Raw genomic sequence first — 15,352 nt, 5'->3', positions numbered from 1 at the left:
TTTACAGTTTGGCGGCGAGCAGGTCTTCCAGTTTGCGTTGGTCAACGGCGAACAGGCGGATACCTTCCGACAGTTTCTCAACGGCCATCGCGTCCTGATTATGTTCCCAGCGGAATTCCGCTTCGGTCATCGGGGTTGGGCGATGGAACGTCTGCGATGACGGCACCAGTTTGCGGATCACCGGCTCTTCTTTTTCTTGTAGCGCTTTCAGTAGGTTGGGAGAAATGGTCAGGCGATCGCAGCCTGTCAGCGCCAGGATTTGCTCGGTGCGACGGAAACTGGCCCCCATGACGATGGTTTCGTAGCGGTGACGTTTGAAGTAGTCATAGATATTACGTACCGATTTCACCCCCGGATCTTCTTCCACGACGTAGGGGTCCATCGGGCTGTGCGCCTGATACCAGTCATAGATACGCCCGACGAACGGCGAAACCAGAAAAACGCCCGCTTCCGCGCAGGCGCGCGCCTGTGCAAAAGAGAACAGCAGCGTCAGGTTACAGTTGATGCCTTCTTTCTCCAGCTCTTCCGCCGCCCGTATCCCTTCCCAGGTTGACGCGAGCTTAATTAAAATGCGCGATTTTTCCACGCCCTGCTGCTGGTAGAGGTCAACCAGGTGGCGGGCCTTCTGCATACTTTTTTCTTTATCGAAGGATAAGCGCGCGTCCACTTCCGTAGAGACCCGTCCGGGGACGATTTTCAGAATTTCCGCACCGAAATTGACGGCCAGTTTATCGCTGGCCTCGGCGACCTGCTGCTCCTGGGTTTTACCGCGTTTCTTGCCCCAGGCGATCGCGTCATCAATCAAATGGCTGTATTGCGCAAGGCCAGCCGCTTTTAGCAGCAGTGAGGGATTGGTGGTGGCGTCCTGAGGCTGATAATGGCGAATGGATTCGATATCGCCGCTGTCTGCCACGACAGTGGTGAATTGTTTGATGCCGTCTAACTGGTTCATAGGAAATACTCCTTGAAAAGTAAAGCGTTAGGTGAGTGCGTTGATTCACACTTCTGAGAAATTCATGCAGTACACAACAAAAAAGCATAGCAGACAGGCATGGTAATGCGGGTTTAAGCGGGTAACATGGATGCTATAAATTGATAACAAATTCTTTCTTTGAGTAGTGAGAGTATGGCTACCTTCAAAGTTTATGCCGCGCAGGGAGGTGATAATGTGCGGCGCACCAGAGGTTACCCGCGCCACTTTTTTGATCGATACGTGAAAGGAACAACAAGATGGATGACCAATTAAAACAAAGCGCCCTCGATTTCCACGAATTTCCCGTTCCAGGTAAAATCCAGGTTTCCCCGACCAAGCCCCTTGCCACACAGCGCGATCTGGCGCTGGCCTATTCGCCTGGCGTAGCGGCGCCGTGTCTTGAAATTGAAAAAGACCCGCTGGCGGCTTACAAATACACCGCTCGCGGCAATCTGGTCGCGGTGGTCTCTAACGGAACGGCGGTGCTCGGCCTGGGCAACATCGGCGCGCTGGCCGGTAAACCGGTAATGGAAGGTAAGGGCGTTCTGTTTAAGAAATTCGCGGGCATCGACGTGTTTGATATTGAAGTCGATGAACATAACCCGGATAAATTCATTGATGTCGTTGCTGCGCTGGAGCCGACGTTCGGCGGGATTAACCTCGAAGATATTAAAGCGCCTGAATGTTTCTATATCGAGCAGAAACTGCGTGAGCGCATGAATATTCCGGTATTCCATGATGACCAGCACGGAACGGCGATTATCAGCACCGCCGCTATTCTTAACGGCCTGCGCGTGGTGGAAAAAAATATCTCTGACGTGCGGATGGTGGTTTCCGGGGCAGGGGCGGCGGCAATCGCCTGTATGAACCTGCTGGTGGCGTTGGGGATGCAGAAACACAATATCGTGGTCTGTGACTCGAAAGGCGTTATCTATAAAGATCGCGAACCCAACATGGTGGAGACCAAAGCGGCCTATGCGGTGGTGGATGACGGCAAACGCACGCTGGATGACGTGATCGACGGGGCGGACATTTTCCTGGGCTGCTCCGGCCCGAAAGTGCTGACCCAGGAGATGGTGAAAAAAATGGCGCGTGCGCCGATGATCCTGGCGCTGGCGAACCCGGAGCCGGAAATTCTGCCGCCGCTGGCGAAAGAGGTGCGTTCAGACGCCATCATCTGTACCGGACGTTCCGACTATCCGAACCAGGTCAACAATGTGCTCTGTTTCCCGTTCATCTTCCGTGGCGCGCTGGATGTCGGCGCAACCGCGATCAACGAAGAGATGAAACTGGCGGCGGTACACGCCATTGCCGAACTGGCGCACGCCGAACAAAGTGAAGTGGTCGCTTCCGCCTATGGCGATCAGGACTTGAGCTTCGGCCCGGAATATATCATTCCAAAACCGTTCGACCCGCGCCTGATTGTGAAGATTGCGCCTGCCGTGGCGAAAGCGGCGATGGACTCCGGCGTGGCGACGCGGCCGATCGCTGATTTCGATGCCTACATCGATAAGCTGACCGAATTTGTCTACAAAACCAACCTGTTCATGAAGCCAATCTTCTCTCTGGCCCGTAAAGCGCCGAAGCGCGTGGTGCTGGCGGAAGGGGAAGAGGCGCGTGTCCTGCATGCGACGCAGGAGCTGATTACGTTAGGTCTGGCGAAACCGATCCTGATTGGTCGCCCGAGCGTGATCGAAATGCGCATTCAGAAGCTGGGGCTACAGATCAAATCGGGTGTGGATTTCGAGATCGTCAACAATGAATCCGATCCGCGCTTCAAAGAGTACTGGGGTGAATACTATAAGATCATGAAACGCCGTGGCGTGACGCAGGAACAGGCGCAGCGGGCGGTGATCAGCAATACCACGGTGATTGGCGCGATCATGGTTCTGCGCGGTGAAGCGGATGCGATGATCTGCGGCACCATCGGCGAATACCACGAACACTTCAGCGTGGTGCAGGAACTGTTTGGCTACCGTGAGGGCGTCCACGCGGCGGGGGCGATGAACGCCTTGCTGTTGCCGAGCGGCAACACCTTTATCGCCGACACCTATGTCAATGACGATCCGACGCCGGAGCAACTGGCGGAAATTACGTTAATGGCTGCGGAAACGGTGCGCCGCTTTGGTATTGAGCCGAAGGTGGCGCTGTTGTCGCACTCCAACTTTGGTTCGTCTAAGTCGGTCGCTGCTTGCAAAATGCGTCAGACGCTGGAGTTAGTACGCGAACGCGCGCCTGAGCTGATGATCGACGGCGAAATGCACGGTGATGCCGCGCTGGTCGAAAGCATTCGCAACGACAGAATGCCGGACAGCCCGCTGAAAGGGGCGGCGAATATTTTAATTATGCCTAACGTGGAGGCCGCGCGTATTAGTTACAACTTACTGCGTGTCTCCAGCTCGGAAGGCGTGACGGTAGGGCCGGTATTGATGGGCGTTGCCAAACCGGTGCATGTATTAACGCCGATCGCTTCTGTTCGCCGTATCGTTAATATGGTGGCGCTGGCGGTGGTCGAAGCGCAAACGCAGCCACTGTAATTTCACTTTAATTCATTCCGGCGCGGGGTTCCCCGCGCTTTTTTATTTCCTCCTTTCTTAGTGATCTACTTCACCTTTTAAATCTGCTTGCCGAATTTTGTTATTTACTCTGACAAAAAATTGCCACGATGAGGTCAGTTTCAGCGGAGGCGGTGAGCAATGGATAAAGAACGCATTATTCAGGAATTTGTGCCGGGGAAACAGGTCACGCTGGCGCATCTGATTGCCCACCCGGGTGAAGAACTGGCGAAAAAGATCGGCGTTCCCGAAGCGGGCGCCATCGGCATCATGACGCTAACGCCAGGGGAAACGGCGATGATCGCGGGCGATTTAGCCATGAAAGCTGCCGATGTTCATATCGGTTTTCTCGATAGATTCAGCGGCGCGCTGGTGATTTATGGCTCCGTTGGCGCCGTCGAAGAAGCCTTATTGCAAACGGTCAACGGGCTGGGACGCTTATTAAATTTCACGTTGTGCGAATTAACAAAAAGTTAATTGGGGGGCGGCAATGAAACGTATTGCGTTTGTCGGCACCGTTGGCGCGGGGAAAACAACGCTTTTTAACGCCTTGCAGGGAAATTATTCCCTCGCCCGAAAAACACAAGCCGTGGAATTTAATGACAACGGCGATATCGATACGCCGGGAGAATATTTTAGCCATCCTCGCTGGTATCACGCCTTAATTACCACGCTACAGGATGTGGATACGCTGATTTATGTACATGCGGCAAATGACCGCGAAAGTCGCTTACCCGCCGGGTTATTGGATATTGGCGCCAGTAAACGACACATCGCCGTCATCAGCAAAACGGACATGCCGGATGCCGACGTCGCCGCCGCGCGACAGCTACTGAGCGGGTTGGGATTTCAGGAGCCGATTTTCGAGCTCAACAGCCATGACCCGCAAAGTGTGCAGCACCTGGTGGATTATCTGGCAGCACTCACCGAACAGGAGGAAGGCGCAGGTGAAGAAACTCATCACAGCTAACGATATTCGTGCGGCTCACGCACGCGGCGAACAGGAAATGTCGGTTGTTCTGCGCGCCAGCATCATTACCCCGGAAGCCCGCGAAGTTGCGGAACTGCTGGACTTCACGATCGTGGAATGCGACGAATCGGCACCGGCTGTCGCGCCGGTGGAAGACGCGAAAACCGAAAGTCAGCGCATTCGTGAAACCATCATCGCGCAACTGCCGGAAGGGCAATTTACCGAAAGCCTGGTCGCGCAGCTGATGGACAAAGTGATGAAGGAAAAACAGTCGCTGGAGCAGGCTGACATGCAGCCGGGCTTTAAGTCGGTCACCGGCAAGGGCGGCGTAAAAGTGATCGACGGCAGCAGCGTGAAGTTTGGTCGCTTCGACGGCGCGCAGCCCCACTGCGTCGGCTTAACGGATTTGGTCACCGACAAGGACGGCAGCAGCATGGCCGCCGGGTTCATGCAGTGGGATAACGCCTTTTTCCCGTGGACGCTGAACTACGACGAGATCGATATGGTACTGGAGGGCGAACTGCATGTGCGTCATGAAGGCGAAACCATGATCGCGAAAGCCGGGGACGTGATGTTTATCCCGAAAGGCTCCAGCATTGAGTTTGGCACACCGTCGACCGTGCGCTTCTTATACGTTGCCTGGCCTGCGAACTGGCAGTCCTGCTAAGGCGGATGTATGAAGGATTTCATTACCGAAGCATGGCTCAGAGCGAATCATACGCTCAGCGAAGGAGCGGAGATCCATCTTCCCGCTGACGCTCGCCTGACGCCATCTGCCCGGGAATTGCTGGAAAGCCGCCATTTGCGTATCAAGTTTCTGGATGAGCAAGGCCGTCTTTTTGTCGATGACGATGAGCAGCAATTACAGCCGGTGCACGGTTTGACCAGCAGCGATACGCACCCTAAGGCGTGCTGCGAACTGTGTCGCCAGCCGGTGGCAAAAAAGCCCGATACGCTGACCCACCTGACCGCCGACAAAATGGTTGCGAAAAGCGATCCGCGCCTGGGATTTCGCGCCGCGCTGGACAGCACCATCGCGCTGGTGGTGTGGCTGCAAATTGAGTTGCCGGAGCAGTGGCAACCCTGGCTTGCTGACATTCGTTCCCGCCTGGGCAACATCATGCGTGCCGATGCGATGGATGAACCGCTGGCCGCGCAGGCCATTGTGGGGCTAAACGAAGACGAATTGCATCGTCTGTCCCATCAGCCGCTGCGCTATCTCGATCACGATCATCTGGTGCCGGAAGCCAGCCACGGCCGCGATGCCGCGCTGCTGAATCTGCTGCGTACCAAAGTGCGTGAGACGGAAGTCGTGGCCGCTCAGGTCTTTATCACCCGCAATTTTGACGTGCTGCGCCCGGATCTTCTACAGGCGTTGAACCGCCTCTCCAGTACGGTCTACGTGATGATGATTTTGTGCGTGACGAAGCATCCGCTCACCGTCAGCCAGATTCAACAGCGACTGGGAGGGGAGCAATGATCATTGAACGTTGCCGCGAACAGGCCTTACGCGCGCCCGCCAGGGTGGTCTTCCCGGATGCGCTGGATGTCCGTGTCCTGAAGGCGGCGCACTATCTGCAACGGCATGGTCTGGCGCGACCGGTTCTTGTCACCAGCCCGTTTGCGCTACGCCAGTTTGCGCTCACTCACCGTATCGCGATGGATGGCATTCAGGTGATTGACCCACAGAGCAATCTGTCTATGCGCGAGGTGTTCGCCGGGCGTTGGCTGGCGCGGGCGGGAGAGAAAACACCGCCGGATGCGCTGGAAAAACTGAACGACCCGCTGATGTTCGCCGCCGCGATGGTGAGCGCAGGTCATGCCGATGTGTGCATTGCCGGCAACCTCTCTTCGACAGCGAACGTGCTACGGGCAGGGCTACGCCTGATCGGTTTGCAGCCGGGCTGCAAAACGCTGTCGTCGATCTTCCTGATGCTGCCGCAGTACACCGGGCAGGCGCTGGGATTCGCCGATTGCAGCGTGGTGCCGCAACCCACGGCGGCGCAACTGGCGGATATCGCCATCGCCAGCGCGCAGACCTGGCGAACCATTACCGGAGAGGAGCCTCGGGTCGCCATGCTGTCGTTCTCCAGTCATGGCAGCGCGCGTCACCCCAATGTCGCCAATGTGCAGCAGGCGACAGAGATCGTTCGTGAGCGCGCGCCGGATTTGATTGTTGACGGCGAGTTGCAGTTCGACGCCGCTTTTGTCCCGGACGTCGCCGCGCAAAAAGCGCCCGCCAGTCCGTTACAGGGCAAAGCCAATGTGATGGTCTTTCCGTCACTGGAAGCGGGCAACATTGGCTACAAAATCGCCCAGCGTCTGGGAGGATATCGCGCCGTTGGGCCGCTGATTCAGGGGCTTGCCGCACCACTTCACGATCTCTCCCGAGGCTGTAGCGTACAGGAAATTATCGAACTGGCGTTGGTGGCAGCAGTGCCGCGCCAGACTGACGTGAGTCGTGAACACGACTCGCAAACACTGGTTGTATAAAGGTCCCGTCTGGACCCCCTTACCGAAGAGGAAAACACAATGGAAGCATTAGGAATGATTGAAACCCGGGGCCTGGTTGCACTGATTGAGGCCTCTGATGCGATGGTTAAAGCAGCACGCGTGAAACTGGTTGGCGTGAAGCAGATTGGCGGCGGTCTGGTCACCGCGATGGTGCGTGGCGATGTGGCAGCGTGCAAAGCCGCTACTGATGCCGGCGCCGCAGCGGCGCAGCGTATTGGCGAACTGGTTTCCGTACACGTCATTCCGCGCCCGCACGGCGATCTGGAAGAGGTGTTCCCGATCAGCTTCAAAGGTGACAGCAATATCTAAGCTGGATGGCTACGTCTGATCGTGTAGGCCGGAGAAGACGCGAACGCGTCGCCATCCGGCAATGAGATGGCATCGATGCCGGATGGCGCCTCGCTTATCCGGCCTACAGTTTCGGCACGCAACACACAACACATGGAGGCGGGTATGAAGCTGGCAGTCGTCACAGGACAAATTGTTTGTACGGTGCGCCATGAAGGACTCGCGCATGACAAATTGCTGATGGTGAAAATGATTGATGCCGAAGGGAATCCCGACGGGCAGTGCGCCGTTGCAATCGACAGCATTGGGGCGGGAACCGGGGAGTGGGTGCTGCTGGTTAGCGGCAGTTCTGCCCGCCAGGCGCATCGAAGCGAATCCTCACCTGTCGATCTGTGCGTGATTGGTATTGTCGATGAAGTGGTGGCTGGCGGGAAAGTCGTTTTCCATAAATAGGACTGAACATCATGAATCAACAGGATATTGAACAGGTGGTAAAAGCGGTATTGCTGAAAATGAAAGACAGCAGTCAACCTGCCGCCGCCGTTCATGAAATGGGCGTCTTTGCCTCCCTGGATGACGCCGTTGCCGCAGCGAAAGTGGCTCAGCAGGGGCTGAAGAGCGTGGCCATGCGCCAGCTCGCTATTCATGCGATACGTGAGGCGGGTGAAAAGCACGCCAGAGAACTGGCGGAACTTGCCGTGTCAGAAACCGGCATGGGACGCGTCGAAGATAAATTAGCGAAAAACGTGGCGCAGGCGCGCGGTACGCCGGGCGTGGAATGCCTCTCGCCGCAGGTACTGACCGGCGATAACGGTCTGACCTTAATTGAAAATGCGCCGTGGGGGGTTGTGGCGTCGGTCACGCCGTCCACCAATCCGGCGGCAACCGTGATTAACAATGCCATTAGCCTGATTGCCGCAGGCAACAGCGTGGTCTTTGCGCCGCATCCGGCGGCGAAAAAGGTTTCTCAGCGCGCCATTACGCTGCTTAACCAGGCGGTTGTTGCCGCAGGCGGCCCGGCTAACCTGCTGGTGACCGTTGCGAATCCGGATATCGAAACCGCCCAGCGCCTCTTTAAATATCCCGGTATCGGTCTGCTGGTGGTGACCGGCGGCGAAGCGGTCGTTGAAGCTGCCCGTAAACACACCAACAAACGTCTGATTGCCGCAGGCGCCGGGAACCCGCCGGTGGTGGTGGATGAAACCGCTGACCTGGCGCGTGCCGCGCAGTCCATCGTCAAAGGCGCATCCTTCGATAACAACATCATTTGCGCCGACGAGAAGGTGCTGATTGTTGTCGATAGCGTTGCCGATGAACTGATGCACCTGATGGAAGGGCAGCATGCGGTGAAACTCACCGCCGCACAGGCCGAACAGCTTCAGCCGGTATTGCTGAAAAATATCGACGAGCGTGGCAAAGGAACGGTCAGCCGCGACTGGGTTGGGCGTGATGCCGCCAAAATCGCCGCCGCGATTGGGCTGACGGTGCCGGAGCAAACGCGCTTGCTGTTTGTGGAAACGCCTGCCACGCACCCGTTCGCGGTCACGGAACTGATGATGCCGGTACTGCCGGTGGTGCGGGTCGCCAATGTAGAAGAGGCCATTGAGCTGGCGGTCACGCTGGAAGGCGGTTGCCACCATACGGCGGCGATGCACTCGTGCAACATCGACAACATGAACCGGATGGCAAACGCCATTGATACCAGCATCTTCGTCAAGAATGGGCCGTGTATCGCCGGGCTGGGTCTGGGCGGCGAAGGCTGGACCACCATGACCATTACTACGCCAACCGGGGAAGGGGTGACCAGCGCGCGCACCTTCGTGCGTCTGCGTCGCTGCGTGTTGGTGGATGCGTTTCGCATCGTCTGATACCGGCCCCGCAGACTGTCTATAAGGAGAAAAGAGATGGCGCACGATGAACAACGTTGGCTGACGCCGAGACTCCAGAAAGCCGCTGAGCTGTGTAATCAGCATCCCGTCGCCAGCGATTCGCCGCTGTGGCTGGGTATTGATTTAGGGACGTGCGATGTGGTGTCGATGGTTGTCGACCGCGATGCGCAGCCGGTCGCCGTTTGTCTGGACTGGGCTGACGTCGTGCGTGACGGCATCGTCTGGGACTTCTTCGGCGCCGTCACCATCGTGCGTCGCCATCTCGACACGCTCGAACGCCAGCTTGGCTGCCAGTTCACCCACGCGGCGACCTCATTTCCGCCAGGCACCGACCCGCGTATCTCCATCAATGTTCTGGAATCCGCCGGGCTGGAGGTCAGCCATGTGCTGGATGAGCCGACCGCCGTGGCGGATCTGCTGCGACTGGATAACGCGGGCGTGGTGGATATCGGCGGCGGTACGACGGGGATCGCCATTGTGAAGCAGGGCAAGGTGACTTACTCCGCTGATGAAGCGACCGGCGGACACCATATTTCCCTGACGCTGGCCGGAAACCGCCGCATCGAACTGGAAGACGCTGAGCAGTTCAAGCGCAGCAATGCCCGGGAGATTTGGCCGGTGGTAAAACCGGTGTACGAAAAGATGGCGGAGATTGTTGCCCGGCATATCGAAGGGCAAGGTATAGCCGATCTGTGGCTGGCGGGCGGCTCCTGTATGCAACCGGGCGTGGATGAACTATTCCGTAAACGCTTCCCGGAACTGCGGGTGCATTTACCTGAACACAGCCTGTTTATGACGCCGCTGGCGATTGCCAACAGCGGAAAAGAAAAAGCGGAGGGGATCTATGCAAAGTGAATTGCAGACCGCGCTCTTTCAGGCATTCGATACCCTGAATCTGCAACGGATAAAAACGTTCAGCGTTCCGCCCGTCACGCTGTGCGGCCTGGGGGCGCTTAGCGCCTGCGGGCAGGAAGCGCAAACGCGCGGGCTGACGCATCTGTTTGTCATGGTTGACAGTTTTCTGCATCAGGCAGGGATGACCGCCGGGCTTGAACGGAGTCTGGCGATGAAAGGCGTGGCGATGAGCATCTGGCCCTGCCCGGTGGGAGAACCTTCCATCACTGACGTTTGCGCGGCGGTCGCGCAGCTGCGCGAATCAAAATGTGACGGCGTGGTGGCGTTTGGCGGCGGCTCGGTGCTGGATGCGGCAAAAGCCGTAGCGCTGCTCTTTACCAACCCAGGGCAGACGCTGGCGGATATGACGGCGCAGAGCGTACTGCGCCCGCGTCTACCGCTGATTGCCGTGCCGACGACGGCGGGGACGGGGTCGGAAACCACCAACGTGACGGTGATTATTGATGCGGTAAGCGGGCGCAAGCAGGTTCTGGCGCATGCCTCGCTGATGCCGGACGTTGCCATTCTGGATGCGGCGCTGACGGAAGGGGTGCCTTCTCACGTAACGGCGATGACCGGGATTGACGCGTTGACCCATGCGGTTGAGGCGTATAGCGCTCTGAATGCCACGCCGTTTACCGACAGCCTGGCGATTGGCGCTATTGCGATGATCGGCAAGTCGCTGCCGAAAGCGGTGGGGAACGGGCACGACATGGCGGCGCGGGAAAACATGCTGCTGGCGTCCTGCATGGCGGGGATGGCTTTTTCCAGCGCGGGGCTGGGGCTGTGTCATGCGATGGCGCACCAGCCGGGCGCGACGCTGCATATTCCGCATGGCCAGGCGAACAGTATGTTGCTGCCGACGGTGATGGGATTTAACCGCATGGTGTGTCGCGAACGGTTCAGCCATATCGGCCGGGCGTTACTCAACAAGAAAGCGGACGATCGCGACGCGATCGGCGCAGTTAGCGAACTGATTATTGAAACCGGGCTGACAAAACGCCTCGCCGATGTTGGCGCGACGTCCGCGCATTACAGCGCGTGGGCGCAAGGCGCGCTGGAAGATATTTGTATTCGCAGTAACCCACGAACCGCCACACAGGAACAGATTATCGACCTGTACGCGGCGGCACAATAAAGCATACCAGGATGTAGGCCGGATAAGGCGTTCGCGCCGCCATCCGGCAAAAACGCGGCACTATTGCCTGATGGCGCTGCGCTTATCAGGCCTATGAAACACCTGGCAAATGGAGATAGGGCTATGGGAATTAATGAAATCATCATGTACATCATGATGTTCTTTATGCTGATTGCCGCCGTGGACAGGATCCTGTCGCAGTTTGGCGGTTCGGCGCGTTTTCTCGGTAAATTCGGTAAGAGCATCGAGGGGTCGGGCGGTCAGTTTGAAGAAGGTTTTATGGCGATGGGCGCGCTGGGGCTGGCGATGGTCGGTATGACCGCCCTGGCGCCGGTGCTGGCGAAGCTGCTCGGGCCGGTGATTATCCCGCTGTATGAAATGCTCGGCGCGAACCCGTCGATGTTCGCCGGAACGCTGCTGGGCTGCGATATGGGCGGCTTCTTCCTCGCCAAAGAACTGGCGGGCGGCGATGTGGCGGCATGGCTGTACTCCGGCCTGATCCTGGGTGCGATGATGGGGCCGACGATCGTCTTCTCCATTCCGGTGGCGCTCGGCATTATCGAGCCGTCTGACCGCCGCTACCTGGCGCTGGGCGTGCTGGCGGGAATTGTCACCATTCCCATTGGCTGTATCGCCGGTGGTTTAGTGGCGATGTACTCCGGCGTGGAGATCAACGGGCAACCGGTGGAGTTTACCTTCGCGCTGATCCTGATGAACATGATCCCGGTGATCATCGTTGCGGTGCTGGTTGCGCTGGGGCTGAAATTTATCCCGGAGAAAATGATCAGCGGTTTCCAGATCTTCGCTAAATTCCTGGTGGCGTTGATCACCATTGGTCTGGCGGCTGCGGTGATTAAATTCCTGCTGGGATGGGAGCTGATCCCAGGCCTCGACCCGATCTTCATGTCCCCTGGCGACCAGCCTGGCGAAGTGATGCGCGCCATTGAAGTGATCGGCTCTATCTCCTGCGTTCTGCTCGGCGCCTATCCGATGGTGCTTCTGCTGACCCGCTGGTTTGAAAAACCGCTGATGCGCGTTGGCGGCCTGTTAAAAATCAACAATATGGCGGCAGGCGGCATGGTCGCGACGCTGGCGAACAATATTCCGATGTTCGGCATGATGAAACAGATGGATACCCGCGGCAAAGTGATCAACTGCGCCTTCGCGGTCTCCGCTGCCTTTGCGCTGGGCGACCACTTAGGCTTTGCGGCCGCCAACATGAACGCGATGATCTTCCCGATGATTGTCGGCAAGCTGATCGGTGGCGTGACGGCGATTGGCGTGGCGATGATGCTGGTGCCCAAAGATGAAGACGTTCCGGCAGAAACGGAAGTGGAGGCGCAGTCGTGAACACTCGCCAGCTACTGAGCGTCGGTATCGATATCGGCACCACCACCACTCAGGTGATCTTCTCACGCCTTGAGCTGGTTAACCGTGCGGCAGTGTCGCAGGTGCCGCGCTACGAATTTATCAAACGTGAAATTAGCTGGCAAAGCCCGGTCTTTTTTACCCCTGTGGATAAGCAGGGCGGATTGAAAGAGGCCGAACTTAAGGCGCTGATTCTGGATCAGTATCAGGCGGCGGGGATTGCGCCGGAGACGGTGGATTCCGGGGCGATCATCATTACCGGCGAAAGCGCGAAAACCCGCAATGCGCGTCCGGCAGTGATGGCGCTGTCGCAGTCTCTCGGCGATTTTGTCGTCGCCAGCGCCGGGCCGCATCTGGAATCGGTGATTGCCGGGCACGGCGCGGGGGCGCAGACCCTGTCTGAACAGCGCTTGTGTCGCGTGCTCAATATCGACATCGGCGGCGGCACCTCGAACTATGTTCTGTTTGACGCCGGAAAAGTGAGCGGCTCCGCCTGTCTGAACGTGGGCGGCAGATTGCTGGAAACGGACGGTCAGGGGCGGGTGGTGCATGCGCATAAACCGGGGCAGATGATCGTTGAGGCGGTGTTCGGCGCGGGCACTGACGCCCGCTCGCTCAATGCCACACAGCTGGCGCAGGTTGTGCGGCGGATGGCGGATTTGATTGTCGAAATCATTGACGGCGAGCCTTCGCCGCTGGCGCAGGCGCTGATGCAAACCGGATTACTGCCCGCAGGGGTGAAACCGGAGGTGATCACCCTTTCCGGTGGCGTCGGGGAGTGCTACCGCAATCAGCCTGCCGATCCGTTCTGCTTTTCTGATGTCGGCCCGCTGCTGGCGACGGTGCTGCATGAGCACCCGCGCCTGCGTGAGATGAACGTGCAGTTCCCGACGCAAACCGTGCGCGCCACGGTGATTGGCGCGGGGGCGCACACGCTGTCGCTGTCCGGCAGCACCATCTGGCTGGAGGGGGTTGCGCTGCCGCTGCGCAACCTGCCGGTGGCGATTCCACAAGATGAAAGTGAACTGGTGGCCGCCTGGGAACAGGCGCTGACTCAGCTCGATCTCGACCCTGGCACTGACGCATACGTGCTGGCGCTTCCCGCCCGGCTTCCGGTGCGCTACGCGGCATTACTCACGGTCATCGACGCGCTGCTGGCGTTTACCGCGCGTTTTCCCAATCCGCATCCCCTGCTGGTGGTGGCCGAGCAGGACTTTGGCAAAGCCCTGGGCATGTTATTGCGCCCACAGTTACAGCAACACCCGCTGGCGGTCATTGACGAAGTGAGCGTCCGGGCGGGGGACTATATCGACATTGGTACGCCTCTTTTTGGCGGATCGGTTGTGCCGGTGACGGTGAAATCACTCGCATTTCCTTCCTGAGGGAACGACTTATGAAACTAAAGACCACATTGTTCGGCAATGTTTATCAGTTTAAGGATGTAAAAGAGGTGCTGGCAAAAGCCAACGAACTGCGTTCGGGGGATGTGCTGGCAGGTGTTGCGGCTGAAAGCTCACAGGAGCGCGTTGCCGCGAAACAGGTGTTGTCGGAAATGTCGGTGGCGGATATTCGCAACAACCCGGTGATTTCCTATGAAGAGGACTGCGTGACGCGTCTGATTCAGGACGACGTCAATGAAACGGCCTATAACCGCATTAAAAACTGGAGCATCAGTGAGCTGCGCGAATATGTGCTGAGTGATGAAACTTCCGTCGATGACATTGCGTTTACGCGTAAAGGGCTGACTTCGGAAGTGGTGGCGGCGGTCGCGAAGATCTGCTCCAACGCCGACCTGATCTACGGTGGTAAGAAGATGCCGGTGATCAAAAAGGCCAATACCACCATCGGTATTCCGGGCACCTTTAGCTGCCGTTTGCAGCCGAACGATACCCGTGACGATGTACAGAGTATCGCCGCGCAAATCTATGAAGGGCTCTCTTTCGGGGCGGGCGATGCGGTGATTGGCGTTAACCCGGTAACGGACGACGTGGAAAACTTAAGTCGCGTGCTGGATACCGTGTACGGGGTGATCGACAAGTTCAATATTCCGACGCAGGGCTGCGTGCTGGCGCACGTCACCACTCAGATTGAAGCCATTCGTCGCGGCGCGCCGGGCGGGCTGATTTTCCAGAGTATTTGCGGCAGTGAAAAAGGATTAAAAGAGTTCGGCGTGGAGCTGGCGATGCTGGATGAAGCGCGTGCGGTCGGCGCGGAGTTTAACCGTATCGCCGGGGAAAACTGCCTGTACTTTGAAACCGGGCAGGGGTCTGCGCTTTCGGCTGGAGCCAACTTCGGCGCCGACCAGGTGACGATGGAAGCGCGTAACTACGGCCTGGCGCGGCACTACGATCCGTTCCTGGTGAATACGGTGGTCGGTTTTATCGGGCCGGAGTATCTCTACAACGACCGGCAGATTATTCGCGCCGGTCTGGAAGATCACTTTATGGGTAAGCTGAGCGGCATCTCAATGGGCTGCGACTGCTGCTACACCAACCACGCCGACGCCGATCAGAACCTCAACGAAAACCTGATGATTCTGCTCGCTACCGCAGGCTGTAACTACATTATGGGCATGCCGCTCGGCGACGACATCATGCTCAACTACCAGACCACCGCATTCCACGATACCGCAACGGTACGTCAGTTACTCAACCTGCGTCCGTCGCCGGAGTTTGAGCGCTGGCTGGAAACGATGGGCATTATGGAAAACGGTCGCCTGACCAAGCGGGCGGGCGATCCGTCACTGTTCTTCTGATGACGCGG

General features: G+C 57.9%; 15 protein-coding genes. 14 read left to right on the top strand and 1 reads right to left on the bottom strand.

Annotation, left to right across the window (positions count from 1 at the left end):
• Window position 1 precedes the first annotated feature (1 nt).
• Entirely contained in the window at window positions 2-952 is a 951-nt protein-coding gene (gene tal, locus OGV50_RS16635; RefSeq protein WP_104868368.1) for a transaldolase, read from the bottom strand.
• 278 nt (window positions 953-1,230) lie between these two features.
• Here tal and maeB point away from each other — a divergent pair, with 278 nt between their 5' ends.
• The 14 genes from maeB (at window position 1,231) to eutB (ending at window position 15,344) form a co-directional block, all read left to right on the top strand.
• On the top strand, window positions 1,231-3,510 hold the full coding sequence (gene maeB, locus OGV50_RS16630) for an NADP-dependent oxaloacetate-decarboxylating malate dehydrogenase (RefSeq protein ID WP_012131325.1): 2,280 nt from the start codon (window positions 1,231-1,233) through the stop codon (window positions 3,508-3,510).
• 159 nt (window positions 3,511-3,669) lie between these two features.
• Window positions 3,670-4,005: an ethanolamine utilization microcompartment protein EutS gene (gene eutS, locus OGV50_RS16625; RefSeq protein ID WP_047462111.1), complete on the top strand. Its 336-nt coding sequence runs from the start codon at window positions 3,670-3,672 to the stop codon at window positions 4,003-4,005.
• Window positions 4,006-4,018: 13 nt separating this feature from the next.
• Window positions 4,019-4,498 carry an ethanolamine utilization acetate kinase EutP gene (gene eutP / locus OGV50_RS16620; RefSeq protein WP_012131327.1) on the top strand — a complete coding sequence of 160 codons (480 nt, stop codon included), beginning with the start codon at window positions 4,019-4,021 and terminating at the stop codon, window positions 4,496-4,498.
• Window positions 4,476-5,165 (top strand): ethanolamine utilization acetate kinase EutQ, encoded by a 690-nt coding sequence (gene eutQ, locus OGV50_RS16615; protein WP_012131328.1) that lies wholly within the window; start codon window positions 4,476-4,478, stop codon window positions 5,163-5,165. The genes eutP and eutQ overlap by 23 nt, the downstream gene beginning before the upstream one ends.
• A gap of 9 nt (window positions 5,166-5,174) precedes the next feature.
• Window positions 5,175-5,978: an ethanolamine utilization cob(I)yrinic acid a,c-diamide adenosyltransferase EutT gene (eutT, locus tag OGV50_RS16610; protein ID WP_012131329.1), complete on the top strand. Its 804-nt coding sequence runs from the start codon at window positions 5,175-5,177 to the stop codon at window positions 5,976-5,978.
• Window positions 5,975-6,991: a phosphate acetyltransferase gene (pta, locus tag OGV50_RS16605; protein ID WP_012131330.1), complete on the top strand. Its 1,017-nt coding sequence runs from the start codon at window positions 5,975-5,977 to the stop codon at window positions 6,989-6,991. The genes eutT and pta overlap by 4 nt, the downstream gene beginning before the upstream one ends.
• Window positions 6,992-7,030: 39 nt before the next feature.
• Window positions 7,031-7,321 carry an ethanolamine utilization microcompartment protein EutM gene (gene eutM, locus OGV50_RS16600; protein WP_000387720.1) on the top strand — a complete coding sequence of 97 codons (291 nt, stop codon included), beginning with the start codon at window positions 7,031-7,033 and terminating at the stop codon, window positions 7,319-7,321.
• A gap of 144 nt (window positions 7,322-7,465) precedes the next feature.
• Window positions 7,466-7,753 carry an ethanolamine utilization microcompartment protein EutN gene (eutN, locus tag OGV50_RS16595; protein ID WP_024130131.1) on the top strand — a complete coding sequence of 96 codons (288 nt, stop codon included), beginning with the start codon at window positions 7,466-7,468 and terminating at the stop codon, window positions 7,751-7,753.
• A gap of 11 nt (window positions 7,754-7,764) precedes the next feature.
• Window positions 7,765-9,168, top strand: coding sequence for an aldehyde dehydrogenase family protein (locus OGV50_RS16590; protein ID WP_198448643.1), 1,404 nt, complete (start codon window positions 7,765-7,767; stop codon window positions 9,166-9,168).
• A 36-nt stretch (window positions 9,169-9,204) separates the two neighbouring features.
• Window positions 9,205-10,044 (top strand): ethanolamine utilization protein EutJ, encoded by an 840-nt coding sequence (gene eutJ / locus OGV50_RS16585; RefSeq protein ID WP_012131333.1) that lies wholly within the window; start codon window positions 9,205-9,207, stop codon window positions 10,042-10,044.
• Entirely contained in the window at window positions 10,034-11,221 is a 1,188-nt protein-coding gene (gene eutG, locus OGV50_RS16580; RefSeq protein WP_012131334.1) for an ethanolamine utilization ethanol dehydrogenase EutG, read from the top strand. The genes eutJ and eutG overlap by 11 nt, the downstream gene beginning before the upstream one ends.
• Window positions 11,222-11,344: 123 nt before the next feature.
• Window positions 11,345-12,571, top strand: a complete 1,227-nt coding sequence (eutH, locus tag OGV50_RS16575) for an ethanolamine utilization protein EutH (RefSeq protein ID WP_286488641.1) — start codon at window positions 11,345-11,347, stop codon at window positions 12,569-12,571.
• On the top strand, window positions 12,568-13,971 hold the full coding sequence (gene eutA, locus OGV50_RS16570; protein WP_286488640.1) for an ethanolamine ammonia-lyase reactivating factor EutA: 1,404 nt from the start codon (window positions 12,568-12,570) through the stop codon (window positions 13,969-13,971). Before eutH ends, eutA begins: the two co-directional genes overlap by 4 nt.
• 11 nt (window positions 13,972-13,982) lie before the next feature.
• Window positions 13,983-15,344: an ethanolamine ammonia-lyase subunit alpha gene (eutB, locus tag OGV50_RS16565; RefSeq protein ID WP_012131337.1), complete on the top strand. Its 1,362-nt coding sequence runs from the start codon at window positions 13,983-13,985 to the stop codon at window positions 15,342-15,344.
• Window positions 15,345-15,352: the final 8 nt, after the last annotated feature.

The organism is Citrobacter sp. CK180 (assembly GCF_030333655.1).
Classification (GTDB): Bacteria; Pseudomonadota; Gammaproteobacteria; order Enterobacterales; family Enterobacteriaceae; genus Citrobacter_B; species Citrobacter_B koseri.
Note: the sequence above shows the minus strand (reverse complement) of the source record. Positions and strands in the feature narration are given on the sequence as shown.

What these genes read in the sequence shown, in the direction of transcription:
- tal (WP_104868368.1), bottom strand. Translation starts at nt 952, where the DNA reads ATGAACCAGTTAGACGGCATCAAACAATTCACCACTGTCGTGGCAGAC.
- maeB (WP_012131325.1), top strand. Translation starts at nt 1,231, where the DNA reads ATGGATGACCAATTAAAACAAAGCGCCCTCGATTTCCACGAATTTCCC.
- eutS (WP_047462111.1), top strand. Translation starts at nt 3,670, where the DNA reads ATGGATAAAGAACGCATTATTCAGGAATTTGTGCCGGGGAAACAGGTC.
- eutP (WP_012131327.1), top strand. Translation starts at nt 4,019, where the DNA reads ATGAAACGTATTGCGTTTGTCGGCACCGTTGGCGCGGGGAAAACAACG.
- eutT (WP_012131329.1), top strand. Translation starts at nt 5,175, where the DNA reads ATGAAGGATTTCATTACCGAAGCATGGCTCAGAGCGAATCATACGCTC.
- pta (WP_012131330.1), top strand. Translation starts at nt 5,975, where the DNA reads ATGATCATTGAACGTTGCCGCGAACAGGCCTTACGCGCGCCCGCCAGG.
- eutM (WP_000387720.1), top strand. Translation starts at nt 7,031, where the DNA reads ATGGAAGCATTAGGAATGATTGAAACCCGGGGCCTGGTTGCACTGATT.
- eutN (WP_024130131.1), top strand. Translation starts at nt 7,466, where the DNA reads ATGAAGCTGGCAGTCGTCACAGGACAAATTGTTTGTACGGTGCGCCAT.
- OGV50_RS16590 (WP_198448643.1), top strand. Translation starts at nt 7,765, where the DNA reads ATGAATCAACAGGATATTGAACAGGTGGTAAAAGCGGTATTGCTGAAA.
- eutJ (WP_012131333.1), top strand. Translation starts at nt 9,205, where the DNA reads ATGGCGCACGATGAACAACGTTGGCTGACGCCGAGACTCCAGAAAGCC.
- eutG (WP_012131334.1), top strand. Translation starts at nt 10,034, where the DNA reads ATGCAAAGTGAATTGCAGACCGCGCTCTTTCAGGCATTCGATACCCTG.
- eutH (WP_286488641.1), top strand. Translation starts at nt 11,345, where the DNA reads ATGGGAATTAATGAAATCATCATGTACATCATGATGTTCTTTATGCTG.
- eutB (WP_012131337.1), top strand. Translation starts at nt 13,983, where the DNA reads ATGAAACTAAAGACCACATTGTTCGGCAATGTTTATCAGTTTAAGGAT.